Here is a 23,319-nt window from a genome sequence, read left to right as displayed (position 1 = left end):
GCCGATCCCCGCGCAGATCGGCGCAAGGGCTTGTCCCGCGCCGCTTTGCTGTTACCTTTGTCAGTGACCAAAGCGAGAGAGATGCCGCGATGCCAGACCATATCAAGCTGATCCTGTTTCACGCCTTCATCGGCTTCCTGCTGTCACTGGCCTTCGTGGGCGGGCTTCTCTACCTCAATATCGCGAACCTGTGGCACCTTGTGACCCACACGGCGGAAGGGCCGATCGCCCTGATCATGCTGGTTGTGTTCTGCACCATCACCTTCGGATCGGCGCAGATCGGGTTCCGCATCATGATGATGGTCGAGGAAAACGACGACGACGAGTCGAAGGGCGGCAAGCGCGACGCGATCCCGGTGCTGGACGCCATCGCGATCCCGATCCCGGTCAAGGCCGACGACCGCCGCGCCTGAGGTCTGGCACCGAGAAAACGAAACGCCGGCCCGTCGTGGCCGGCGTTTTCGTGTCTTGCGGGGTGACGGGACCGCACCAACCGTAGAGGCGTGAATTCCCGAGAGCCTGTAATTACAGGTGGGCGCCAGGTAACCGAGCCACGGCCCGGACAGAGCCAGCTCCCTCGGAAATGATTAAGGCCACTGGAATTTTGCCACAGGTACGAGAAGGGCAGAACCCGTCCCGACTGCACATAAGGCGCATGGCCATGCGGGACAAGGGTGTGCGCCGGTCTTCACGCGCTTGTATATGTTCCGCAAATGTTCCATTCTTTCGATATGGTTGATCTTGCCGCACAAGCCGCCGTCGAGGGGATGATGCCCGGCCAGGTTCTGGCCCGTGGCGTCTGTCGGCACCTGGCCAGCCATGGTTTCGCCTGCGTCGAGGAGTTCACGCCCGACCGTGGCAAGCGGCTGGACGTGATGGCGCTTGGCCCCAAGGGCGAGTTGTGGGTGATCGAGTGCAAGTCGAGCCGGGTGGATTTCACCTCGGACGCCAAGTGGCAGGGTTACCTCGATTGGGGCGACCGGTATTTCTGGGCGGTGGACGAGGGGTTTCCGACCGACCTTCTGCCGCCTGAAACGGGGCTGATCATCGCCGATGGCTATGACGCCGAGATCCTGCGCATGGGGCCGGAAACGAAACTGGCCGGCGCGCGGCGCAAGGCCGTGACGCAGCGCTTCGCCCGCATCGCGGCGCAGCGGCTTCAGCTGTTGCGCGACCCCGGCGCGGTGCTCTGAGCACGCCCGACACGGGTCAGCGCCAGCAGCGTCAGGGGCGGGCCGATCAACTCGAAGATCACGGTGGTGCCGACGGTCAGGGTCAGGATCGTCTCGCGCCAGTCGGGAAAGGCCTCGCCGGCCACCAGCGCCATGCCGACGGCGACGCCCGCCTGCGGCATGAGGGCCGGACCGATCCAGCGACATTCCGTGGCCTCCAGCCCGGCCACGCGCCCGCCGATCCAGCCGCCCAGAAGACGCGCCGCGATCCGCAGGCCGACATAGGCCGCCCCGAGCGCGCCGAGATGGACCAGGCCTTCAACCTCCAGCACGGCGCCCGCCATGACGAAGAACAGCAGCATGAAGGGCCATTGCAGATGCTCGATCTCGTGAAAGGCGCGGTCGTGGTGGCGGGCGAGATTGGCGATGCTGGCGCCCGCGACCAGGCCCGCGATCAGGATCGACACGTCCAGCCACGCGGCCAGCCCTGCGGTCAGGAAGACGAGGCCAAGCGCCTCGGTCTGCAACGGCTCGCCCGGTGACAGCCGCCCGGTCAGGGCCGCGCCGGGCAGGCCCACCAGCAGGCCGACAAGGACGGCGCCCCCGAGGTCTCGCGCGGCGTGGATCAACGCGTTGCCGCCCTCGCCATTGCCCGTCAGGGCACCAGCCGCCACGAGGACGAGGCTGAACACGATCAGGCCCCAGGCGTCGTCCACGGCCACGATGCCGCGAATGCGGTCGGCAAAGCCACCCGTCGCGCCCGATTGGTGCAGGATGTCGGCGGTTGCGGCAGGGGCGGTGGCCGTGGCGATGGCGGCCAGGATCAGCGCCAGCGCGGGTGGCAGGTCAGCCAACCACAGCCCCGGCGCGACGATCATCAGGGTCATGCCGACGACCGACCAGGACAGGATCAGGATCGCCCGGCCATGCGCGGCCAGTTTCTCGCGCGTCAGCGCATTGCCCAGCAGGAAGGCCACAAGGGTCAGGGCCGCCGTGGACAGGATCTCGAACAGGTCGCTTGCCTCGGCCGGGATCAGGCCAAGCCCCGATTGGCCCGCCGTCACGCCGATCAGCAAGAGAAGTGTCACGCGCGGCAACCGGGTGCTGCGCCCCAGCGCATCGGCGGCCAGCCCCGCGAGGAACAGGGCGCCGAGTGTCACGAAAAGGCGCGCGATCTCATCCATGGTGCAGGGGCCGGCCACGGACAGGTGGGGCGGTCTTCGGGTCGCGCACGCCCCGCAGCCGAAAAACCGGGGTTTTTCGGACCGGAAATCTCGAGATTTCCGCCAGCCCCCGGATCAGCCCTTGCCCTTCTTGCCCATCTTGCGGGCGGCCGCCGCCGCGGCGCGCAGTTCTTCGGCGATCTCTTCCGCCTCCTCGGGGTCGAAATCCAGCGGCAGGTCGATGCCATTGCCCTCAAGGTAGATCCGCACCATCCCGAGCGTCGTCGGTCCGATCTGCAGATTGGCCTCGATATCGCTTTCGCTGTTGATGCCCATGTCCGGTCTCCGTCAAACTGGCTGAGGGCGTAGTCGCTTCGCCTGTCCAAGGCAAGGGAGGGCCGTATGGCTGACGGCGAGATCGAATTGCGGGACCTTGGGGTCGGGGATGCGGGCTGGCTGATCCAGCAACATGCCGAGCTCTATCATCGGGACGAGGGATTCGACGCCAGTTTCGAGTCGCTGGTGGCCCGTATCCTCGCCGATTACATCGAGACCCGCGATGCGGACTGCGAGCGTGCCTGGATCGCGTGGCGCGGGGGGGAGCGGCTTGGCTCGATCTTCTGCGTCAAAGGGCCCGAGCCGGGACTCGCGAAACTGCGCCTTTTCCTGATCCGCCCCGAGGCGCGCGGCACCGGCCTTGGCAAGCGGCTGCTGGCCGAATGTATCGCCTATGCCCGCGCCAAGGGGTGCCGCGCCTTGATCCTCTGGACGCATGAAAGCCATCGGGCGGCCTGTGCGCTTTATGAAAAGGCCGGGTTCACGCTGGTGCGGTCCGAGCCGGTCCACTCCTTCGGGGTCGATCTGGTGGAACAGGAATGGCGTCTCGATCTGGTGAGAGTCTGACTGCGAAAACCTGCCCAAAACCCCCTTGCAATGCTCGCGCGGCACGAGTATTTCGCCACGCAGTGCCGGCGTAGCTCAGTTGGTTAGAGCGCCTGATTGTGGATCAGGAGGTCCCCCGTTCGAGCCGGGGCGCTGGTACCATCCCACCGCATTAGCGAGAACACTCAGCCCTCGGGCAGTGCAAGCTCTTGCACTTGCGCGCCGCTTTCGGCGTCGAACACGCGGACCATCCCGTCATCGCCGATGACGATGACGTGCTGACCCGCCAGCTGGAACCCCGTGACCCCGACACCGTCGGGCAGGTCGAAGTCGCCGGGCGCGACGGTGATCACCGGCGCGGTTCCCGTATCGTTGAGTCGGATGACAAGCAGCGCCGTGATCGTTATCACGCCTGCGATCATCACCACGGTCAGGATCGTCACGAGCGTTTTCAGGAAACGCAATTCGCGCGGCAGGCCGGCCTGGTCCTTCGGAGCGTCGTCCATGTCCACTTCTGCCCGCCTTGTCTCGTTTCCCATCGGGCCGGACCCGGCCCCGCGTCTTGATAAGGCACTGGCCCGAGACGTGCCAGAGGGCGAGAGCCTGAGCCGGTCCCGCCTCGCGCGCCTGATCGAGGGCGGGGCGGTGTCGGTGAACGGGACCGTCGTCACCGATGCGCGGGCCAGGCTGTCCGAGGGCGACCTGATCGAAATCACGGTCGAAGAGGCCGCCGAGGTCGAAACCCGGCCCGAGGCGATCGCCCTGGACATCCTTCATGAAGATGACGACCTCATCGTCGTCAACAAGCCCGCAGGCATGGTGGTGCATCCCGCGCCGGGCACGCCCGGCGGCACGCTGGTCAATGCGCTGCTGCACCATTTCGGCGGTAACCTGTCGGGGGTGGGGGGCGAAAAACGCCCTGGCATCGTGCACCGGATCGACAAGGATACGAGCGGACTGCTGGTCGTGGCGAAATCGGACAGGGCGCATCATGGGCTGGCCGATCAATTCGCGGCCCACAGTGTCGAGCGGGAGTATGTCGCGCTCTGCCACGGCGTCCCGAACCCGGCGGACCCGCGACTGCGCGGCGTGCGCGGGGTCAGCTTCGAAGAGGGTGGCGTGATGAAGATCACCACGCATCTGGGGCGCCACAAGACCGACCGGCAGCGGCAGGCGGTGGTGTTTTCCGGCGGGCGGCACGCGGTCACACGCGTGCGGGTCGAGGAAAGCTTCGCCGGGGTGGTGTCGCGCGTCTCCTGCCGGTTGGAGACCGGGCGCACCCACCAGATCCGCGTGCACATGGCCCATGTCGGCCATGCCCTGATCGGCGACCCGGTCTATGGCGGGCGGCGGAAAGTGGCGGAAAAGGTGCTTGGGCGGGAACCGGCAGAGGCCCTGAACGGTTTCAATCGCCAAGCCCTTCACGCGGCAAGCCTTGGCTTCGTGCATCCCGTCAGCGGCGAGATGATGCGTTTCGATGCGGATTTGCCGAAGGATATGGCAGGCCTTTTGCACCTGCTGCGCGATACGGGCCTGTAAACTGCGCACAATTGCACGTGATCGGCGTGAAATCTGTATTGATGTTCGATTGTGCGCAGCACATACAGGAGAGGATCTCGAAGCCGGGGAGACTTGAAATAAAGTTAATCCGGTTTACATAAGTCTCAACACGGTCGAACAGGGGGACCGATATATGAGCAATTTTGCAAATCTGCCGGCGCCGTCGCCGGAGCAGGGTCTGAACCGCTACCTGCAAGAAATCCGTAAGTTCCCGATGCTGGAACCGGAAGAAGAATACATGCTGGCCAAACGGTGGGTCGAGGATCAGGACACCGAGGCCGCGCACAAGATGGTCACCAGCCACCTGCGCCTCGCCGCGAAAATCGCGATGGGTTATCGCGGCTACGGCCTGCCGCAGGCCGAGGTGATTTCCGAGGCGAACGTGGGCCTGATGCAGGCCGTCAAACGCTTCGATCCCGAGAAGGGCTTTCGCCTCGCGACCTACGCGATGTGGTGGATCCGCGCCGCGATCCAGGAATACATCCTGCGGTCCTGGAGCCTTGTGAAGCTGGGCACCACCAGCGCGCAGAAAAAGCTGTTCTTTAACCTGCGAAAGGCCAAAGCCCGCATCGGTGCGCTGGAAGACGGCGACATGCGGCCCGAGAACGTGGCCCGTATCGCCAACGATCTTGGCGTGACCGAGGACGAGGTCATCTCGATGAACCGTCGCCTGTCGGGGGGGGATGCCTCGCTGAACGCGACCATCGGCACCGAGGATGACAGCTCGACCCAGTGGCAGGATTGGCTGGAGGACGAAAGCGCCAACCAGGCCGAGGATTATGCCGAGAAGGACGAGTTCAGCCAGCGCATGGCCATGATGGAAGAGGCGATGGAAGTGCTGAACGAGCGCGAGCGCGACATCCTCACCCAGCGGCGTTTGCAGGACAGCCCGGTCACCCTTGAGGACCTGTCGGGCGTCTACAATGTCAGCCGCGAGCGCATTCGCCAGATCGAGGTGCGCGCGTTCGAAAAGCTGCAAAAGCGGATGCGGGAACTGGCGCGCGAACAGGGCATGTTGGCCAGCGCCTGACCCATTCGAGACCAGATGTCAAAGGGCGCCGGGGAAATCCGGCGCCTTTTTCGATGTCGGGCTGCTTGCTTTTGTCGGTGGCGGCGCGAGAGGACGTTCGGCAAGCCCGTTTGCGCCCGTGCAGGCCCGCAGGATAGGCTGAGCCAGACAACCAAGCCAATCGGAAGGGGCAAGACAGATGCGCGATTACCTGCGTTGGGGCGTTCTGGGGGCATCCAACTTCGCCCGCAAGACGATGGCCCCCGCCATCCATGCCGCCGACCGGGCCGAGCTTGCTGCCGTGGCCACGCGGGACGCTGCCAAAGCGGCGCCGTTTCAGAGCTTTGCCCCCGGTCTTCGGGTCCATGCCAGCTATGACGACCTGCTGGCCGACCCCGAGATCGACGCGGTCTACATCCCCTTGCCCAACGCGCTGCATGTCGAGTGGAGCGAGAAGGCCGCTCAAGCCGGCAAAGCGGTGCTGTGCGAAAAGCCCATCGGCATGACGGCGGGCGATGTCGACCGCCTGATCGCCCTGCGCGACGAGACGGGCGTGTTCATCGCCGAGGCGTGGATGCCCGCCCATCATCCGCAATGGGCCCGCATCCGGGAGATCCTCGCCGAAGGCGGGATCGGCAAGCTCCACACCGTTGCAGGGGTCTTCACCTATCCGCTGCCTGCGGGCGCCGCGAATGTGCGCAACGATGCGGCCCTGGGTGGCGGCGCGCTGCGTGACATCGGTGTCTATCCCATCGGGGCGGCGCGGATCGCGACGGGGCTTGAGCCGGAGCTGACATGGGCCGATGCCATCATCGAGAAGGGGGTCGATTCGAGCACCTGGGTGCAGGCCCGGCTGGGCGACGCGCGGTTTTCCTTCTACGTCTCGATGCGCGCGGGGCTGAGGCAGGAAATGGTGTTCCACGGCAGCGAGGGCAGTCTCGTGGTCGACGCGCCGTTCAACGCGGGCAGCTATGGCGAGGCCGCGATCCGCTGGCGCAGGACCGGGCTGGACGAAGACCTGATCCGCTATCCCACAGAGCAGCAATACAAAAACCAGGTCGAAGCGGTGGCCGCCAGCGTCCTCGACGGCGGTGCCTATGCCTGCCCGCTGGAAGTCTCCCGCGGCACGCAAGCCTTCATCGACAAGATCTTCGCGGCGCTTTGACCTTACGCCCGACCCGCGCGATTCTGTAATCCAAACCGAATCGGTTAGGCTGCCGTAGCGTCAACACATGGCCTGCGGAGGTGCACCGATGGCAGATCCGATTTCCAACATCACGATCGTCGGTGGCGGCACGGCAGGCTGGATGACGGCCATGCTTATGAACGCGATGTTCCGCGGCGAGGGCGGCAAAAGCCGCATGGGGATCACGCTGATCGAATCGCCAAATGTCCCGACCGTGGGCGTGGGGGAGGCGACGGTTCCCGGCATGCCAAGGGTTTTGAAGACCTGCGGCGTCTCGGAGCGCGAGTTCTTCAAGGCCTGTAATGCCTCGTTCAAGCTGGGCGTCATGTTCCAGAAATGGAACGTGGACCGGAACGGCGACTTCATCGACTACGTCAATCCCTTCGGTCGTCCGGGCTATGTCGCGGGTGTCGATCTGGCCTATTACTATCTGCGCGAAGGCGCGGGCGGGCTTGAATTCGCGCAGACCTATGCCCCGGCGCTGGACCTGATCCGTGCGGGCAAAGGCCCCCGCCCCTTGGGTCAGCCCGAGTTCTCGGGCGAGGCCGGCTATGCCTATCATCTCGATGCAGGTCGGTTCGCGGGGCTTATGCGCGATATTTCCAAGGACCGGGGTGTGGTGCACATCCTCGATGACGTGGTGGACGTCACGCGGGACGGGGAAACCGGGAACATCGCCTCACTCGTCTTGCAGGAGCGTGGAGAGCATCCGGTCGAACTGGTCATCGACTGCACCGGGTTCCGCGGTCTTCTGATCAACAAGGTCTTGGAAGAGCCGTTCATCCCCTATTCGAAATACCTGGCCAATGATCGGGCGCTGGCGGTCCAGATCCCCCACGAGGGTGAGGTGAAGGTCGATTGCGCGACGCGCTCCACCGCGCTTGGTGCCGGATGGAGCTGGCGTGTGCCGCTCTTCAACCGGGTTGGAACGGGATATGTCTTTTCCTCGTCCCACCGGACCGACGAAGAGGCGATGACGGAATTCCTTGGTCATCTCGGTCCCGAGGGCGAGGGGCTGGAGCCGCGGGTCATCCCCATGCGCGTCGGGCGCAGCCGCAACCTGTGGGTCAAGAATTGCGTGGCCATCGGCCTGTCCGGCGGGTTCATCGAGCCGCTGGAATCGACCGCTATCCACATGATCGACACCTCCATTCGCTGGCTCTTTACGTATTTCCCGGACACCGATTTCGCCCCGGTCCTGCGCGACAGCTACAATCGTCTGACCGGGAACCTTTATGACGAAGTGCGGGATTTCATCTGCCTGCACTACGCCTTGGGCAATCGCACCGACAGCCAGTACTGGATCGACGCCCGGACCGAGCTGGAGGTGCCCGACAGTCTCGCCAGGAACCTTGAACTATGGCAGCACGTCCTGCCGGGGGCCTATGATATCGAGTTCCAGACGCTGTTCCCCTTCACGGTCTACCAGGCCGTCATGCTGGGCAAGCGGGTCTACGAGACGGGCTATGGCAAGGAGCGGATCGGCCAGAACTTCGTCACGCGCGGCGAGTATTGGCGCACCCATCTGGGCCGCATGCGCGCGTCGATCGAGGGCATGGTTGCCAATGCCGCTGATCATACGACCCTGTTGCGGGACTTGCGGGGCGAGCCCCTTGTTCCGGACCGGCCGCAGCAGCCCCCGGTTTTCGCAGGTTTTGGCGGCCCGTCCGCCACGATTGCAACGCCGGGCGCCAAGATGGCCGCGCAGATGACATTTCCCCCGGTAAAACCGGCCAAGGACGCGGAACCGGCGGACGAAGCGAGCCTCTTGTAGCCGTCAACGGTTGCGGCACGGACAGAATAGGCCCACCTTGTGCAGAATAGGCCAGCTGTAAGGACGGGTGCTTTGGCGGACGACGAAAAGATCGAAGGGCGGCTTCACGGCGAACAGCCGGACGCCGAGAAAGACAACCTTGGCATGCGGCTGATCTACATGCTGCTGATCGCCTTCATGCTGTCGATTTCCCAAACCGTCCTGACGGTGCTGACGGTCGTGCAATTCATCATCATGCTGGTCAATAACGGCGAAAAGAACGCGCGGCTGGCGGATTTCGGGACCGATCTGGGGATCTGGATGGCCAAGGCTGCGCGCTATCAATCGGCGGCGTCCGAGGTGAAGCCTTGGCCGTGGACGGAGCTTGATTGACCTGCGCCCCGCTGGGTCGCTTGCAGGCTCGGGCCGCACGGGCGTAGGCTGATCCGGTCAGGAGGACTCGGCCATGGCAGGCGGATGGGCGCGCGACGGCGCGGTATCGGAACAGATCGAAGCCTCGATCGAGGATGAGTTGAAACGCCTCAAGGCGCGCAAGCAGCCGCAAGGCGACAGCGCCACCCATTGCGTCGAGTGCGACGAGGAAATCCCCGAGGCGCGGCGCAGGGCGATCCCCGGCGTGAAGCTCTGCATCGACTGTGCGAGCCAGCGCGATTCTCGCCCCGAGGCGCGTGGCGGGATCAACCGGCGCGGCTCCAAGGACAGCCAGTTGAAGTGAACGCGCCTCTGCTCCAATCCCGCCTGCCGGACATGCTGAACCTGACCGGGCGTGTACTGATTGCGGTTTTGTTTCTTGGAGGGACGTTTCAGAAAATCCTTGACCCATCGCAGGTGCAGGGGATGCTGACCGGCATCGCACTGCCCGCTTGGCTTGTCTGGCCGGTCGCGCTGTTCAACCTGGTTGCGGCGTTGGCGCTGGTCTTTGGCCCATGGGTCCGGGCCTGGGCGTTGGTGCTGGCGGCCTATTGCCTGGTCACCAGCTTCTTCCATTGGCAATTGCGGGCCGACCCGTGGCAGGTGACAATCATGGTCAAGAACTGGTCGATTGCCGGGGGCTTGCTGATCCTCGCGGCGACGGGGCCGGGGCGATATGTGAAATGGCACGTGCGGCTTTGGCCGAGGCGCAAAAAGCCCGACCACTAAGGCCGGGCTTTTCAGGTTATTGCGCGCGTCTCAGCGCGGCTCGAAACAGTTCATCGGCACCTTGAGGTAGGAGCGTCCGTTCCCCTCGGGTTCAGGCAAGCGCCCGCCGCGGACATTCACCTGAAGCGCGGCCAGCATCAGCTTGGGCAGGGGCAGGGTGGCATCGCGGGCATCGCGCACCTCGCGATACTCGGCCTCGGACGGGGCGTTGCGCAGGTGGATGTTCATCGCCTTGTGCTGGCCCACGGTCGCCTCGCATTGCGCCTCGCGGCCCTTGGGGGCGTAGTCATGGCCAATGAAGACGCGGGTTTCGTCGGGCAGGGACAAGATCTTCTGGATTGTCTCGTAAAGGTCTCTGGACGACCCGCCCGGGAAGTCGGCGCGCGAGGTGCCGCTGTCGGGCATCATCAGCGTGTCATGCACGAAGGCCGCGTCGCCCGCGACATAGGTGACCGAGGCCAGCGTGTGGCCCGGCGAAAAGATCACGCGAACGTCGATAGTGCCGACCTTGAACGTGTCGCCATCGGCCCAGAGACGATCCCATTGCGAGCCGTCCGTCGGGAAAGCCTCGGGCAGGTTGTAGATGCCCTGCCACAGTTTCTGAACGCCCACGACCTTTTCGCCGATGGCCGTCGGTGCGCCCAGCTTTTCCTTCAGCCAGGGCCCGGCCGAGAAATGGTCGGCATGGGGGTGGGTGTCGAGGATCCATTCGACCTCGATGCCCGTGTCGCGGACATAGTCGAGGATCGCTTGCGCGTTCTTCGTGTAGGTGGCGCCGGCGTTGGCGTCGTAATCCAGAACCGGGTCCACGATTGCGCCCTTCATCGTCTCGGGGTCGTGGAAGACGTATTGCCAGCTTCCGGTCGGTTCGTCCCAGAAGGTTTTGACGATCGGGTTGGTCATGGGATGTCCCTTTCCTTGTCGCGGTCAATCTTTTGCAGGGTCAATGCGGAGCGGGCCGAGAAGATCGGCCCGCTCACGCGGTCGTGAGCTTGCGTGAGGCCGGGTCAGAGGGCGCGGGTCGAGAAATACCAATCGACCGTGTTGTAGCCTTCGCCGACGCGGGCGGCGGCCTCTTCCGGGGTTTTCGGCGTCGGCACGATCACCTCGTCGCCCGGCTTCCAGTTCTCGGGCATGGCGCAGGCGTTCTCGTCCGCCGTTTGCAGGGCGACCAGCAGGCGGTGGATCTCGTCGACCGAGCGGCCCGCGTTCATCGGGTAGTAGACCATGGCGCGCAGAACGCCCTCGGGGTCGATGATGAAGGTCGCGCGGACAGCCGCCGTGTCAGAGGCGCCGGGCTGGATCATGCCATAGGCCTGCGCCACCGCCATGTTCAGGTCGGCGATGATCGGGAAGCGAATCTCGACGCCGAATTTCTCCTTGATGTTCAGCATCCAGGCGATGTGGCTGTAGTGGCTGTCGATCGACAGGCCCAAAAGCTCGGTGTTCAGCGCGTTGAACTCATCCTGTTTCTTGGCGAAGGCGATGAACTCGGTGGTGCAGACGGGCGTGAAATCGGCCGGGTGCGAGAACAGGATCAGCCACTTGCCCCGGTAGTCTTCGAGGGTCTTCTGACCGTGGGTGGTGGGCGCGTCAAAGGCCGGGGCGGTTTCGTTCAGGCGGGGGCCGGTGGGCTGGATCTGGTCAGTCATCTCTGTCTCCGATGGGGTTGGTGTGTTCCGATGAGGAAGAGATAAGGGGTGGCGCAGCCTTGGTGAAATCAATTAAAAAGCTTTCAGATATCGAGAAAGGCAATAACTAATGGTGACCCTCCGCCACCTCCGTTTCCTTGTTGCCGTGGCCGACCAGTTGAATTTCTCGCGCGCGGCCGAGGCCTGTTTCGTGACCCAGCCGACGCTGAGTGCCGGCATCAAGGAGATGGAGGAGCGTCTTGGCGTACAATTGGTCGAACGCACGCGGCGCAGCGTGATGCTGACCCCCCTGGGCGAGGAGATCGCGGCGCGCGGGCGACGCCTGCTGCTGGAGGCCGAGGAGATCGGCAAGCTGGCCGAGGCGCATCTGCGGCCGGACGAGGGAGAGTTGCGGCTTGGGGCGATCCCGACGATCGGTCCCTACCTGATCCCGCCCGCTCTGCCCGCGTTGCGCAGGGCCTTTCCAAGGCTGAAAATCTACCTGCGCGAGGAAATGACCGAAAGCCTGATCGCCGGGCTGACCGAGGGGCGGCTCGACGTGATCCTGATCGCCTTGCCCTTCGAGATCGGGTCGCTGGATCACATGCCACTGTTCGAGGACGGTTACCAACTGGCGACGCCGCCCGGTCCGATGGCCGCGAACGGCCCTGCGGCGCTTCAGGAGGGCGGGCAGGTCATGCTCCTCGAAAAGGGCCACTGCCTGCAACGCCACGCGCTTCAGGCCTTTCCCAACCGCCATCTGGAACAGGACGAAAGCTTTTCCGCCACCAGTCTGACCACGCTGATCGCCATGGTGTCCGAAGGGTTGGGGATCACGCTGTTGCCGAACCTCGCCGTGGACGCTGGGGTCGCGTCAGGCGGCGAGGTGGCCCTGACGCCCTTGCCCGAGGCCTGCCCTCGTCAGGTCGTGCTGGCATGGCGAAAGACAAGCGCACGGTCCGAGGTCTTCCGGCGGATCGGTGACGTGTTGATCCGAACGCGGGACACGATGGCGCGCGGCACCTGAAAAAATGGCCGCCCAAGGGCGGCCATTTGCAGTCGGGATGAAGAGAGCGAGCGCGTCACTCCATCGCTTCCAACTCGTCGATGAAGCCCTCGATCATGCTCAGGCCCTTGTCCCAGAAGGCAGGGTCGGAGGCATCGAGACCAAAGGGGGCCAGCAATTCCTTGTGGTGCTTGGACCCGCCCGCCTTGAGCATCTCGAAATACTTTTCCTCGAAGCCGGGCGTGCCTTCTTCGTAGACGGCATAGAGCGCGTTCACGAGGCCATCGCCGAAGGCATAGGCATAGACGTAGAAGGGCGAATGCACGAAATGGGGGATGTAGGCCCAGAACGTCTCGTAGCCCTCCATGAACTCGAAGACCGGCCCGAGGGACTCGGCCTGCACGCTCATCCAGAGCGCGTTGATGTCGTCGGGGGTCAGCTCCCCGCCACGGCGCGCCTCGTGCAGTTTGCATTCGAAATCATAGAAGGCGATCTGGCGGACGACCGTGTTGATCATGTCCTCGACCTTGCCCGCCAGCATCACCTTCTTCTGCTGGTCGTCCCTGGCCTCGGCCAGCATCTTGCGGAAGGTCAGCATCTCGCCGAACACGCTTGCCGTTTCGGCCAGGGTCAGCGGGGTGGAGGACAGCAATTCGCCCTGACCGGCGGCAAGGCGCTGGTGCACGCCATGGCCCAACTCATGCGCGAGCGTCATCACGTCGCGCGGTTTGCCGAGGTAGTTGAGCATCACGTAGGGGTGCACGTCCACGACGGTGGGATGCGCGAAAGCACCGGGCGCCTTGCCCTCTTTCACGGCGGCGTCGATCCAGCCATCGGTAAAGAACGGCTCGGCCAGCTCGGCCATGCGCGGGTCGAACCCGGCATAGGCGTCGGAGACCAGTTTGCGCGCCTCGTCCCAGCCGACGATGCGGGTTTCCTCCATCGGCAGCGGCGCGTTGCGGTCCCAGACTTGCAGCGTGTCGAGGCCCAGCCACTTGGCTTTCAGCTTGTAATAGCGGTGGCTCAGGCGCGGGTAGGCTTTGACGACCGCGTTGCGCAGGGCCTCGACCACCTCGGGCTCGACATGGTTGGCGAGGTGACGGCCCATCTGCGGGGTCGGCAAGCCGCGCCAGCGATCCTCGATCTCCTTTTCCTTGGCCAGCGTGTTGTGCACGCGGGCAAAGAGAGGCAGGCGGGACTGGAACGTCTCGGCCAGCGCGCGGGCGCCGGACTCGCGCTTGGCGCGGTCCTGTTCGGTCAGCAGGTTCAGCGTGGCCTCGATGCCAAGGGTTTCGCCATCGACCTCGAAGCTCAGCCCCGCGATGGTTTCATCGAACAGCTTGTTCCACGCCGACGAGCCGACCACCGACTGGTCGTGCAGGAATTTCTCCAACTCGTCCGACAGCTGGTAGGGCTTCATCGCCCGCATCCGGTCGAAGACGGGCTTGTAGCGGGCGAGGTCCGCGTTCTCGGCCATCAGCGCGTCGTAACGCTCATCCGGGATGCGGTTGAATTCCAGGCTGAAGAAGACAAGCGGCGTGGTGAAGGTGGTGATTTTGTCCTGCATGTCGGACATGAACTTGGCGCGCTCGGCGTCGGTCGTGTGCTGGTAATAGCGCAGGCCGGCATAGGACATGATGCGCCCCGCGATCAGGTCGATCTTCTCGTAGCGCAGCACGCAGTCCAGGAGGGCGGCGGCGTCCAGATCGGCCAGTTTGCCCTCGTAATCGGCGGCGAAACTGGCACAGGCCTCTTCCAGCCAGTCAAGGTCGCGCTTCAACTCGGGCGCGTCCTGCGCGGTGTAGAGATCGTCGAGGTTCCATTCCGGCAGGTCGCCAAGCGGCACGCCCCCGGCCTCGGTCGCGGCGTCACGGGGCAGGGCGGCGGGGAAGGGAAGCATCATCTGGAAACCTCGATTGCGTCGATTGAGTGGTGTTGGTCCAAGATATGCGCCGCGTCCCCCGTAGTCTCAAGGCGAAAGGGTCAGAAAGCCGCGATCGGGCTCCACATGCCAATCGAAACGGGATATATGAAACTGACGCCAGTTTTAGGAATCACCATGGCCTTGGATCGGATCGAAGAGGACAGCTATGCCGCCGCGCTGTTGGCGGCGGCCGAGGCCCAGTCCAAGGGCCAGCGGACGCGCGCGGCGATCCTGTCGGCGGCCTGCGAGGCGCTCGAGGGCACCACGCCGGATGGTTTGCGCGTGGCCGAGCTGTGCCGGGCGGCGGGCATCTCGAACGGGACGTTCTACCTGTATTTCGAGGACCGGGACGCGTTGCTTTCGGCGCTTCTGGCCGGGTTCATCGCGTATTTGCAGGCGCGGTTGCGCGCCGGTGCCGACAGCGGTGGCGGCGGGGGGGGCGACCCGTTGCGCGCGGCGACGGCGCGCTATGTCCGCCTGTTCCGGCTCAACCGCGGGCTGATGCGCTGTCTCGTGCATCACCACGACCAGTTGCCCCAGGCGCGCGCGGCCTTTCACCGGTTGAACCACGACTGGCTGACGCGGGTGGCCGGGGCCGCTGCCCTGCAGCGCGAAAAGGCGGGCGCAGACCCGCTGCCGCAGGACGAAGCCCTGCGCCGGGCCTATGCCCTGGGCGGGATGGTCGACCAATACCTCTCGGGCCTGTGGCTGTCGCGGGACCCGTCGCTGATCGCGGTGTCGGGGGATGAAGAGGCCGTGATCGGAACCCTGACCCATATCTGGAAAAAGGGAATGGAAGGATGATGACCGTACCCGGCGCCGAACGGGCGCCCGCCGATGAGCTTGCCGACCACCGGGCCGCGGCCTGGGCGGCGCAGAGAGCGCATGTGGCCGAGAACTCGGTTTTCTATCGGACCTTGTGGCTAGACCAAGCGCCGCCCGAGCGGTTGGAAGACCTGCCGGACCTGCCGCTGTCGGACAAGTCGCAACTGCGCGTGGCACAGGCGGCGCATCCCCCTTTCGGCAATTACCTCGCCGCGCCGGTCGCGGACGCGGTGCGGCTGCATCGGACCAGTGGGACGACGGGGCAGGCCATGAACCTTGCGCTCTCGGCCCGTGATGCGCGGATCACGGCGGCGGTCGGCGGGCGATGCCAGGCCTCGGCGGGGCTTGGCCCCTCGCATCGGGTCGTGCATTGCCTGAACTACCGCATGTGGATGGGCGGGCTGTCGGATCACATGACGCTGGAGGAGACAGGCGCGCTCGTCGTGCCCTTCGGCGTTGGAGAGACGGACCTGCTGGTGCGCACGATCCGCGAGGTAGGGATCGACGCGATCTCCTGCACGCCGTCCTACCCGGCGGTTCTGGAACGGGTCATCGCCGAGCGCTTTCCCGGCATTCATCCCCGTGACCTCGGGCTGAAACTGGGCCTGTTCGGGGGGGAACCCGGGGTGGACGACCCCGCCTTTCGCGCACGGATGATGGAGACCTGGGGCATGCAGGCGCGCAACGCCAATTACGGCGTGTCGGACGTCTTCTGCAATTTCGCCGCCGAATGTCCCCATGACACGGCGCTGCATTTCATGGGGATGGACGTGATGCACCCCGAACTGATCGACCCCGACAGCGACGATGTGGTCCCCATCGCGCCGGGCCGGCGGGGGGAACTGGTGCTGACCCACCTGATCCGCGATTGCCAGCCCCTGGTGCGGTTCCGCACCGGCGACATCCTGGAAATCGTCGCGACCGAGCCCTGCGCCTGCGGTGTGACCGGCTTTCGGTTCCGCGTGGTGGGGCGCTCGGATGACATGGTGGTGGTGCGGGGGTTGAACATGTTCCCCTCGATGGTGGCCGCCGTGGTCAACTCCTTCGCCGCGTTGTCGGGGGAGTACCGTATCCGGCTCGACACCCCGCCGCCCTATGACCGCCTGCCCATCGAGGCCGAACTGGCCGAGGGCGCGCAGACCGACGGATTGGCCGAGGCCTTGGCGCGCGAAATCAAGGCGCGGCTGGGGGCCACGGCAGAGGTGGTGCTGCTCCCCCACGGCACGCTGCCGCGGACCGAGGGCAAGACGAAGCGCGTGATACGGGGGTATGAATGAGCGATTTCACCTATGATACGGTCCTGAGCGAGCGTCGCGGCGCGGTGCGGATCCTGACCCTGAACCGGCCTGAGCGGCTGAACGCGATGAACCGGCAATTGATCGACGACCTCGCCCGCGCGGTCGATGACGCCAATGCCGAAGAGGTCTGCCGCGTGATCCTGCTGACCGGGGCGGGCAAGGCGTTTTGTGCGGGCGACGACCGGAAGGACCATGTGCATCCCGAAAGCGAAGCCGAAGCGCGCGACCTCGTCGAGGCGATCCAACGCTGCACGGTCGCGCTGGTGCAGGGCGAGGCGCCGGTGGTCGGCGCGATCAATGGCTGGGCCGTGGGGGGCGGTTTCGAATGGGCGATCAACTGCGATTTCCCGATCTGGGCGGAAAGTGCGCGCGGGTTCTTTCCCGAAGTGTCGCTGAACGTCTTCGTCACCGGCGCGGTGACGGCGATCCTGCCCACCCTGGTCGGGATGACCAAGGCGCGCGAGATGCTGTTTTTCGGCGAGCGCTACGGTGCGGCGGAGCTGGCCGAGATGGGCGTGGCCTGGCGCGTCGTGCCGGATGACGCGTTGATGACCGAGGCGATCGCCGTGGCCGAGCGCCTTGCGGAGCTGCCGCCCCTGGCCGTGCGGTCGATGAAGCGGGTGTTGAACTTGGCGGGCCTGCCCGACCTGACCCGCGCGATGGACCTGGAAATCGAGGCGACCGTCGCCGGGTTTCTCGACCCGGAAACGACCCGGCGGGTCCGGGATTTCTGAGGGGTTGCGCCGCCTTCGGCGTCGCCCCGCCTGCGCCTCAAGGGGCCTTGAGCCCCTTTCGGCGCGGGCGCGTTCCGCGCTGTGCATATTTGAAGGATAAAGATGGGGGCGGGATGCACTGGCCCAAAGGGTGCGGGTTAAAGTTCGACCTCGCCGTCCTCGCCAACCTCGGGCAGGTCTTCCCCGATGGGCGGTGCGTCGGGTGAGCGGCGAATGATGATGTCGCCGTTTGGCAGCCGCTCGGGCAGTTCGTAGGCGGTCAGATCGTCGATCTGGCGGCCGAGTTCCTGAAGGAAGGGCAGCATCTCGTCTTCGAAGAACGGCCGGGCCTCTTCCAGCATGGGGCGCATCTCGTCGAGCAGGTTCTCGAGGATCATGCGCGAGCCTTCGCGGAGCAGGCCGAGGCCTTCGGACACATCGCCATCGTCATCCTGGGCATGCGAGGGGGCCGCGGCCAGAAGCGCGGCGGCGGCGAGAGGGATAAGGCGGGATCGCGTCATGGGTCCAATATAGGGGCTGAGGCCCGTCTCAGGAAGGCGCGCTGTTCAGGTCGAGCGTCACCGGGAAATGGTCGGAGGCGGTCAACAGCGCCTCGCGCAGGTGCAGGTCACGCCAACAGCCGGGGTCTTCGAACGGATGCCAGATGCGCCAGCCTCGGGCGCGCGGGCGCAGATCGGGCGAGACCATGATGTAGTCGAGAAGCGCGGAGAGGTAGTGCCCCTCCTCGGCGAGAAAGAAGCGCGCGCTGGTGGCCTGGGCGGCGATGCGGCTTTGCAGGGCGCGGGCGGCATGGGGATCGTAGAGGCGGCGATCGGGGGGCAGGTCCTTGCCCATCACGATCTCGACCCCGGACCGCCCGAAGAGTTTTTCGTACTCGTCGAGGCCCGGGCCGTCATTGAGATCACCCAGCACGATCAGCGGCTCTCCTGCATCCAGATGCCCGTCGATGCGCTGACGCAGCCAGATGCATTGCGCCAGTTGCTTGCGGCGGTTGGCGATGGCGATGCGCATCACCTCGTCGGGTGTGCTGGCGCCATGCGGGGCCTTGGATTTGACGTGGCATCCGATCATGCGCATCCGCCCGAGGGCGGTTTCGAGCGCGACTTCCAGAGGCGGCTTGGAGAAGGTCACCACATCCTCGGTCGCGTCGATATCGAGGTCGATGCGGAACGCCCCGTCGAACCGCGGTGCGTCCGGATTCCCGCGCTTGCTCGTGGCATTGCCGCGCGGGTCGTGGCGCGCCGCCATGACATCGGGATCATAAAGCAGCATCAGCTCTTGCTGCGTGTGGTTGGCAAAGCCGATCAGCGCCTTGCGCGCCCGGATCCCGGCATGCGCGGCGAAGGCTTCGAGCGCGACCGTGCCGTCGCGGTGGCGCGAGGTGTCGGGCGCTTCGATCACCATGATGGCGTCGGCATCCATGGCGCGGAAGATATGGGCGAGCGCCGCGATCTGGTCCTCGCGCGTCACGTCCTGCCGGGCGGACCAGCGGTTGTCGTTCAGCAGCGTGCCGTCATCCGCGAAGAGCGCGTGGAACCACTCGACATTGTAAGTGGCGACCCGCATGTCAGGCGGCCCCGCTCCGCTCGGATTGGATCGCCTCCCACGCGATGTTGACCGCCGCAAGCCGCGCTTCGGCGAGTTTCACCGCCTCTTCCGGGACGCCGCGCGCCAGCATCCGGTCGGGATGGGTCGCGCGCACTTCGGCCCGCCAGACCGCCCGGATCTCCCTGAGCGGGGTATCCGGCGCCACCCCGAGGACCGTGTAGGGATCTGGCGGTGCATCGGGGACATGCCGGGCGCGCATCCGGCGAAAGGCGCCGTCCTCCATGCCGAAGATCTCGGCGACGCGGGCGAGGAAGGCATCCTCGCCGGGGTGATACTCGCCATCGGCGGTCGCGATGAAGAACAGCCCCTCCATCAAGTCGCACAGCACCGAGTCCTGCCCGCAGGGCTGATCGTCCGAGCGGAACATGCGCGCGATCCGGGCGGCGTACTCCTCGAACCCGGCGACGTCCTCGCGCGCCATGTTGAAAACCCGGGCGGCGGCGCGTTCATCTTCGGCGGCGATGTGAAAGACCTGCCGAAAGGCGGCCACCTCGTCACGGGTGACAAGCCCGTCGGCCTTGGCCATCTTCGCAGACAGCGCGATCACCGCGATGGTGAAGGCGACACTGCGCTCGGGCGGGGTGCGCAGCTTGTCGAAGACAGCCGACAATCCCTCGCCCTTCGTCAGGGCGGCCAGCGCGTCCGTGATGCGGGACCAAAGCGACATGGGGGTTTTCTAACGCAAGCGTCCGGCGAGGGGCAGGGGAATTGTCACCGCATCGGCCTCACGATCGGTTGGGGCGCATCCCGCCCCCGCCCCATCTTTATCCCTCAAATATGCAAACGCGCGAACCGCGCGACAGCGCGGCAAGGGGCTCGATGCCCCTTGCCGCGCTTGCCCGGACGACGGCAAAGCCGGCGCAACCCCTCAGAGGTATTTCTGCATCAGCACAAGATCGTGCCACCGGTCGAACTTGCGCCCAACCTCGGCCAGGCGCGCGACCTCGCGGTAGCCTAGCGATGCATGAAAGGCGATGCCCTCGGCATTCTCGCCAGACACGCCGGCAAAGACCGAATGCACGTCCATGGCGCGCAAGGCAACTTCGATCGCCGTCATCAAGGCGCGCCCAACTCCACGCCCGCGCGCCCCCGCGGCGACATGAATGGAATGCTCCCAGGTGTGGGCATAGCCCGGTCCGCCGCGAAACTGGCCCGCCGTGGCAAACCCCGCGACCGCGCCGTCGTGCTCGGCGACGAAGAAGGGCGTCCCGTCAGCCATCATCCTGGCCAGGGCCTCGGGGTCCTTCGCGGCGGTCGTGAAGGTGATGACGGTGTCGCGGATGATCGCGTTCCAGATCTCGGCGATGGCCTTCGCATCCTCGGGACGCGCCGGGCGGATCACAGCGTGATCTCGCCGCTTGGCGTCGCGAGGACGGCTTCCATGCGCGGCACCTCGCCCGGCACGACCTCGATTCGGTCGTCCGAGATCATCGGGGCAAGGGCCGCCGACAACCCGTCCGCATCGGGCGAGATCAGGCGCAACCCGGTCAGGCGCACCGAGCGGTCTTCCAGCCGCGGCGCGGGGTGGGCCGGGCCGCTCCATTCGATCAGCGCCGGAAACAGCCCGGAAAAGGGCAGCAGCCCGGTTGTCGGGATCGCCATGCGCCAGCGCAAATCGGCCCGTTCAAGGCTCCACGGCACGCCCGTGCCCTCGGGGGCCGCGGCAAGCGCGGCGTCGAGGTCGTCGCAGCGGCAGATCCACGTGGTTGTGCGCGTCACGCCCGCGAAATTGTCGAGGTCGAACCAGCGCGGCTGCGCGGGGGCGGGCGCGCCCGGCTCGGTGGCGATCAGTTCGAGATATTCCTCGGGCCCAAGCGACAAGAGGCGGTTCCAGGTCCCCATCGCGGCATGTTGACCACCGGGGGCGAGCGGGACGCCCAGTTTCTCTTCCACCTCGGCCGCGCCGGTCTCCAGCGCCTCGGTCGAGATCGCGATATGGTCGAGTGTCAGCATGGCCGCCCCTTGATGATACCTGTCGCGGCAAGGCGTAGCGCGCGGGCGCGTGTCGGAAAAGCCCGCACTTGGGTCGCGCCGCCTGTTGCGATCCGGCGCGGAACCAAGAAATCTGCCGCCATGAATGAAGACCCCAAAGCCCGGTTGCGCAAACAGGCCTATGCCGCGCGCAAAACCGCCCATGCGGCGGCGGGGGATGCCGTCGCGCGCGCAAGCCGCCACCTGCTGTCCGAGATCGGTGAGGCCGCCGGGCGGACCGTGTCCGGCTACATGCCGATTCGCACCGAGATCGACCCGCTGCCCGCCATGGCGGCGCTGCACGAGGCCGGGGCCCGGGTCTGCGTGCCGGTGATCGCGGGCAAGGGCAAGCCGCTCGATTTCCGCGCGTGGACGCCGGGATGTGCGCTGGTCGAGGGGCCGTTTGGCGCAATGGTCCCGGACACGGGCGACTGGCTGGTGCCGGATCTGCTGATTGTCCCGCTCGTGGGGTTCGACGCCGCGTTGAACCGCCTGGGTTATGGCGGTGGGTTCTACGACCGCACGCTGGCGCGTCTGCGCGCCGCCGGTCCGGTCCGGGCGATCGGCTTTGCCTATGCCGCGCAGGAACTGCCGGACCTGCCGGTTGAGCCCACTGACCAGCCGCTCGACGCCATCGTGACAGAGCGGGGCGTCATTCGGCCCTAGCCCGGTCACGCCCCCCTTGCCGCGCGCGCCCTTGCGGCATAATCGGATGGTATGAAACTGCTTTTCCTAGGCGACGTGATGGGCCGGGCCGGCCGCACGGCGATCACCGAACATCTCCCCCGCATCAAGGCCGACTGGCGGCTGGATTTCGTCGTGGTCAATGCCGAGAACGCGACCAACGGCGCGGGCCTGTCGGGCGCGCATGCCAAGGCGATCCTCGAGGCGGGGGCGGATTGCATCACGCTTGGCGATCATGCCTTCGACCAGCGCGAGATGATGCAGGTCATCGAAAGCGAGCCGCGCATCCTGCGCCCGATCAATTTCGCCAAGCAGGCGCCTGGCAAGGGGATCCGGATTTTCGAGGCGCCGGGCGGGCGCCGCGTGGTGGTGGCGCAGGCGTTGGGGCAGGTTTTCATGAAACGGCCCTTCGACGATCCGTTCTCGGCGGTCGACGCCGCGCTCAGGACCTATCCGCTCGGCGGGCAGGCCAATGCGGTGATCGTCGACATCCACGCCGAGGCGACCAGCGAGAAGATGGCCACGGGCCATTTCTGCGACGGGCGCGCCAGCCTCGTCGTCGGCACCCACACCCATGTGCCGACCTCGGACACGATGATCCTGCCCGGCGGCACCGCCTACCAGTCCGATGCCGGGATGTGCGGCGACTACAACTCGGTCATCGGGATGGAAAAGGACGAGCCGCTGCGCCGGTTCATCACCGGGATGCCCAAGGGCCGCTTCACCCCGGCCGGTGAGCCTGCCACCCTGTCCGGCGTCTATGTCGAGACCGACGACCGGACCGGCAAGGCCAGCCGCGTTGCGCCCATCCGCGTCGGCGGGCGCCTGCAAGAGGCAACCCCTTGAGCCGTGACCGCCTGATCCTGATCGCGCTGTTGGTCGGGATCGGCGCCGCCTGGGGCATCACCCAGCCCTTCGCCAAGATCGCTGTTTCCGAGGGCTACAGGCATTTCGGCATCATCTTCTGGCAATTCGCGCTCGGGGCGCTGATCCTGCTGCCCATCAACGGGCTGCGCAGCGGCCGCCTGCCGATGGGGGCGCGCCATCTTGCGTTCTACACGGTCATTGCCCTGATCGGGACGCTGCTGCCCAACTCGGCCAGTTACACGGCGGCGATCCATCTGCCCTCGGGGATCCTGTCGATCGTGCTTTCGACCGTGCCGATGGTGTCCTTTCCCATCGCGCTGGCGCTTAGGATGGACCGTTTCTCGGCCCTGCGCCTGATGGGCCTGCTGCTTGGCTTCGCCGCCATCCTCCTGATCGGCCTGCCCGAGGCGAGCTTGCCCGATCCCGCGATGGTGTGGTGGTTGCCTCTGGCCCTGGTCGCGCCCGCCTTCTACGCGGTCGAGGGAAATTTCGTCGCTCGCTACGGCACCGATGGGCTGGACCCGGTGCAGGTGCTTCTGGGTGCCTCGTTGGTGGGACTGATCCTTGCCGCGCCGCTGGCGGTGATGACGGGGCAGTGGATTTCGCCCCTGCCGCCCTATGGCGCGCCGGATCTGGCCATCGTCGGCTTTTCCACGGCGCATGCGATCGCCTATGCGGGCTATGTCTGGCTTGTGCGGCGCGCCGGCGCGGTCTTTGCTGCGCAGGTCAGCTACCTCGTTACCGGGTTCGGCATCCTCTGGGCCAAGCTGATCCTGGGCGAGACCTATTCGCCCTGGGTCTGGACGGCGCTCGGGTTGATGATGCTGGGCCTGTTCCTCGTGCAGCCGCGCCGGGCCGAGCCAGCCGTCACCCCCGCCTGACACC

General features: G+C 65.9%; 28 protein-coding genes and 1 tRNA gene. 18 read left to right on the top strand and 11 right to left on the bottom strand.

Features of this window, described 5'->3' with window-relative positions:
* Positions 1 to 89 precede the first annotated feature (89 nt).
* Together ABD923_RS08755 and ABD923_RS08750 are read left to right on the top strand one after the other, a co-directional pair.
* A complete protein-coding gene (locus tag ABD923_RS08755) occupies positions 90 to 413 on the top strand; it encodes a hypothetical protein (protein ID WP_259550283.1) in 324 nt (107 codons plus the stop codon).
* A 318-nt stretch (positions 414 to 731) separates the two neighbouring features.
* Positions 732 to 1,193 (top strand): MmcB family DNA repair protein, encoded by a 462-nt coding sequence (locus ABD923_RS08750; RefSeq protein WP_259550282.1) that lies wholly within the window; start codon positions 732 to 734, stop codon positions 1,191 to 1,193.
* Here the strand turns inward: ABD923_RS08750 and ABD923_RS08745 are convergent.
* Together ABD923_RS08745 and ABD923_RS08740 are read right to left on the bottom strand one after the other, a co-directional pair.
* Entirely contained in the window at positions 1,160 to 2,356 is a 1,197-nt protein-coding gene (locus ABD923_RS08745) for a cation:proton antiporter (RefSeq protein WP_259550281.1), read from the bottom strand. The two genes, ABD923_RS08750 and ABD923_RS08745, sit on opposite strands and share 34 nt — an antisense overlap.
* Positions 2,357 to 2,470: 114 nt before the next feature.
* Positions 2,471 to 2,671 carry a DUF6324 family protein gene (locus ABD923_RS08740; RefSeq protein ID WP_222191077.1) on the bottom strand — a complete coding sequence of 67 codons (201 nt, stop codon included), beginning with the start codon at positions 2,669 to 2,671 and terminating at the stop codon, positions 2,471 to 2,473.
* A gap of 66 nt (positions 2,672 to 2,737) precedes the next feature.
* On the opposite strand from ABD923_RS08740, the gene ABD923_RS08735 reads away from it, so the two are divergent.
* Both ABD923_RS08735 and ABD923_RS08730 read left to right on the top strand, forming a co-directional pair.
* Positions 2,738 to 3,238 (top strand): GNAT family N-acetyltransferase, encoded by a 501-nt coding sequence (locus tag ABD923_RS08735; RefSeq protein ID WP_259550280.1) that lies wholly within the window; start codon positions 2,738 to 2,740, stop codon positions 3,236 to 3,238.
* Between the two features lie 64 nt (positions 3,239 to 3,302).
* Positions 3,303 to 3,379, top strand: a tRNA-His gene (locus ABD923_RS08730).
* 23 nt (positions 3,380 to 3,402) lie between these two features.
* On the opposite strand, the gene ABD923_RS08725 is transcribed toward ABD923_RS08730, so the two are convergent.
* Positions 3,403 to 3,723, bottom strand: coding sequence for a DUF6476 family protein (locus ABD923_RS08725; RefSeq protein ID WP_222191079.1), 321 nt, complete (start codon positions 3,721 to 3,723; stop codon positions 3,403 to 3,405).
* Here ABD923_RS08725 and ABD923_RS08720 point away from each other — a divergent pair.
* From ABD923_RS08720 to ABD923_RS08690, 7 genes are all read left to right on the top strand, one after another.
* Positions 3,722 to 4,756, top strand: a complete 1,035-nt coding sequence (locus ABD923_RS08720) for an RluA family pseudouridine synthase (RefSeq protein ID WP_259550279.1) — start codon at positions 3,722 to 3,724, stop codon at positions 4,754 to 4,756. The two genes, ABD923_RS08725 and ABD923_RS08720, sit on opposite strands and share 2 nt — an antisense overlap.
* Positions 4,757 to 4,910: 154 nt before the next feature.
* The gene (gene rpoH, locus ABD923_RS08715) at positions 4,911 to 5,807 is read left to right on the top strand and encodes an RNA polymerase sigma factor RpoH (RefSeq protein ID WP_222191081.1); all 897 of its coding nucleotides are present in this window, start codon (positions 4,911 to 4,913) and stop codon (positions 5,805 to 5,807) included.
* Between the two features lie 178 nt (positions 5,808 to 5,985).
* Entirely contained in the window at positions 5,986 to 6,951 is a 966-nt protein-coding gene (locus ABD923_RS08710) for a Gfo/Idh/MocA family protein (RefSeq protein ID WP_259550278.1), read from the top strand.
* An 88-nt stretch (positions 6,952 to 7,039) separates the two neighbouring features.
* Entirely contained in the window at positions 7,040 to 8,746 is a 1,707-nt protein-coding gene (locus ABD923_RS08705; RefSeq protein ID WP_259550277.1) for a tryptophan halogenase family protein, read from the top strand.
* Positions 8,747 to 8,818: 72 nt separating this feature from the next.
* On the top strand, positions 8,819 to 9,118 hold the full coding sequence (locus tag ABD923_RS08700; RefSeq protein WP_259550276.1) for a DUF4389 domain-containing protein: 300 nt from the start codon (positions 8,819 to 8,821) through the stop codon (positions 9,116 to 9,118).
* A gap of 73 nt (positions 9,119 to 9,191) precedes the next feature.
* On the top strand, positions 9,192 to 9,461 hold the full coding sequence (locus ABD923_RS08695; RefSeq protein ID WP_222191084.1) for a DksA/TraR family C4-type zinc finger protein: 270 nt from the start codon (positions 9,192 to 9,194) through the stop codon (positions 9,459 to 9,461).
* Positions 9,458 to 9,886, top strand: a complete 429-nt coding sequence (locus ABD923_RS08690) for a DoxX family protein (protein WP_425584020.1) — start codon at positions 9,458 to 9,460, stop codon at positions 9,884 to 9,886. Before ABD923_RS08695 ends, ABD923_RS08690 begins: the two co-directional genes overlap by 4 nt.
* A gap of 30 nt (positions 9,887 to 9,916) precedes the next feature.
* Here ABD923_RS08690 and ABD923_RS08685 read toward each other — a convergent pair whose 3' ends face one another.
* Positions 9,917 to 10,789 carry an MBL fold metallo-hydrolase gene (locus ABD923_RS08685; protein WP_259550274.1) on the bottom strand — a complete coding sequence of 291 codons (873 nt, stop codon included), beginning with the start codon at positions 10,787 to 10,789 and terminating at the stop codon, positions 9,917 to 9,919.
* A 104-nt stretch (positions 10,790 to 10,893) separates the two neighbouring features.
* Positions 10,894 to 11,538, bottom strand: a complete 645-nt coding sequence (locus ABD923_RS08680) for a peroxiredoxin (RefSeq protein ID WP_259550273.1) — start codon at positions 11,536 to 11,538, stop codon at positions 10,894 to 10,896.
* 109 nt (positions 11,539 to 11,647) lie between these two features.
* Here ABD923_RS08680 and ABD923_RS08675 point away from each other — a divergent pair, with 109 nt between their 5' ends.
* Positions 11,648 to 12,544 carry a hydrogen peroxide-inducible genes activator gene (locus ABD923_RS08675; RefSeq protein WP_259550272.1) on the top strand — a complete coding sequence of 299 codons (897 nt, stop codon included), beginning with the start codon at positions 11,648 to 11,650 and terminating at the stop codon, positions 12,542 to 12,544.
* A gap of 55 nt (positions 12,545 to 12,599) precedes the next feature.
* Here the strand turns inward: ABD923_RS08675 and ABD923_RS08670 are convergent, their stop codons facing one another.
* Positions 12,600 to 14,426: a M3 family oligoendopeptidase gene (locus ABD923_RS08670; RefSeq protein ID WP_259550271.1), complete on the bottom strand. Its 1,827-nt coding sequence runs from the start codon at positions 14,424 to 14,426 to the stop codon at positions 12,600 to 12,602.
* Between the two features lie 162 nt (positions 14,427 to 14,588).
* On the opposite strand from ABD923_RS08670, the gene ABD923_RS08665 reads away from it, so the two are divergent.
* From ABD923_RS08665 to ABD923_RS08655, 3 genes are read left to right on the top strand one after another with little or no spacing between them, the layout of a single operon-like run.
* Positions 14,589 to 15,251 carry a TetR/AcrR family transcriptional regulator gene (locus ABD923_RS08665; RefSeq protein WP_345229456.1) on the top strand — a complete coding sequence of 221 codons (663 nt, stop codon included), beginning with the start codon at positions 14,589 to 14,591 and terminating at the stop codon, positions 15,249 to 15,251.
* Positions 15,248 to 16,549, top strand: a complete 1,302-nt coding sequence (locus ABD923_RS08660) for a phenylacetate--CoA ligase family protein (protein ID WP_259550269.1) — start codon at positions 15,248 to 15,250, stop codon at positions 16,547 to 16,549. The genes ABD923_RS08665 and ABD923_RS08660 overlap by 4 nt, the downstream gene beginning before the upstream one ends.
* Entirely contained in the window at positions 16,546 to 17,304 is a 759-nt protein-coding gene (locus ABD923_RS08655) for an enoyl-CoA hydratase/isomerase family protein (protein WP_259550268.1), read from the top strand. Before ABD923_RS08660 ends, ABD923_RS08655 begins: the two co-directional genes overlap by 4 nt.
* Before the next feature lie 137 nt (positions 17,305 to 17,441).
* Here ABD923_RS08655 and ABD923_RS08650 read toward each other — a convergent pair whose 3' ends face one another.
* From ABD923_RS08650 to ABD923_RS08630, 5 genes are all read right to left on the bottom strand, one after another.
* Entirely contained in the window at positions 17,442 to 17,804 is a 363-nt protein-coding gene (locus ABD923_RS08650; protein WP_259550267.1) for a hypothetical protein, read from the bottom strand.
* 28 nt (positions 17,805 to 17,832) lie between these two features.
* Positions 17,833 to 18,870 (bottom strand): endonuclease/exonuclease/phosphatase family protein, encoded by a 1,038-nt coding sequence (locus ABD923_RS08645; protein ID WP_259550266.1) that lies wholly within the window; start codon positions 18,868 to 18,870, stop codon positions 17,833 to 17,835.
* Between the two features lies 1 nt (position 18,871).
* Entirely contained in the window at positions 18,872 to 19,579 is a 708-nt protein-coding gene (locus ABD923_RS08640; RefSeq protein ID WP_259550265.1) for a molecular chaperone DjiA, read from the bottom strand.
* Positions 19,580 to 19,780: 201 nt separating this feature from the next.
* On the bottom strand, positions 19,781 to 20,254 hold the full coding sequence (locus ABD923_RS08635) for a GNAT family N-acetyltransferase (RefSeq protein ID WP_259550264.1): 474 nt from the start codon (positions 20,252 to 20,254) through the stop codon (positions 19,781 to 19,783).
* The gene (locus ABD923_RS08630) at positions 20,251 to 20,865 is read right to left on the bottom strand and encodes a VOC family protein (RefSeq protein ID WP_259550263.1); all 615 of its coding nucleotides are present in this window, start codon (positions 20,863 to 20,865) and stop codon (positions 20,251 to 20,253) included. Before ABD923_RS08630 ends, ABD923_RS08635 begins: the two co-directional genes overlap by 4 nt.
* 120 nt (positions 20,866 to 20,985) lie before the next feature.
* Between ABD923_RS08630 and ABD923_RS08625 the strand changes: the two genes are divergently transcribed.
* The 3 genes from ABD923_RS08625 to ABD923_RS08615 are packed head-to-tail and all read left to right on the top strand — an operon-like array spanning position 20,986 to position 23,315.
* On the top strand, positions 20,986 to 21,549 hold the full coding sequence (locus ABD923_RS08625; protein ID WP_259550262.1) for a 5-formyltetrahydrofolate cyclo-ligase: 564 nt from the start codon (positions 20,986 to 20,988) through the stop codon (positions 21,547 to 21,549).
* A gap of 51 nt (positions 21,550 to 21,600) precedes the next feature.
* The gene (locus ABD923_RS08620) at positions 21,601 to 22,413 is read left to right on the top strand and encodes a TIGR00282 family metallophosphoesterase (RefSeq protein WP_259550261.1); all 813 of its coding nucleotides are present in this window, start codon (positions 21,601 to 21,603) and stop codon (positions 22,411 to 22,413) included.
* Complete coding sequence (locus ABD923_RS08615; protein WP_259550260.1) at positions 22,410 to 23,315, top strand: DMT family transporter; 906 nt, start codon at positions 22,410 to 22,412, stop codon at positions 23,313 to 23,315. Before ABD923_RS08620 ends, ABD923_RS08615 begins: the two co-directional genes overlap by 4 nt.
* Positions 23,316 to 23,319: the final 4 nt, after the last annotated feature.

The organism is [Roseibacterium] beibuensis (assembly GCF_039542305.1).
Lineage (GTDB): Bacteria > Pseudomonadota > Alphaproteobacteria > Rhodobacterales > Rhodobacteraceae > Roseibacterium > Roseibacterium beibuensis.
Note: the sequence above shows the minus strand (reverse complement) of the source record. Positions and strands in the feature narration are given on the sequence as shown.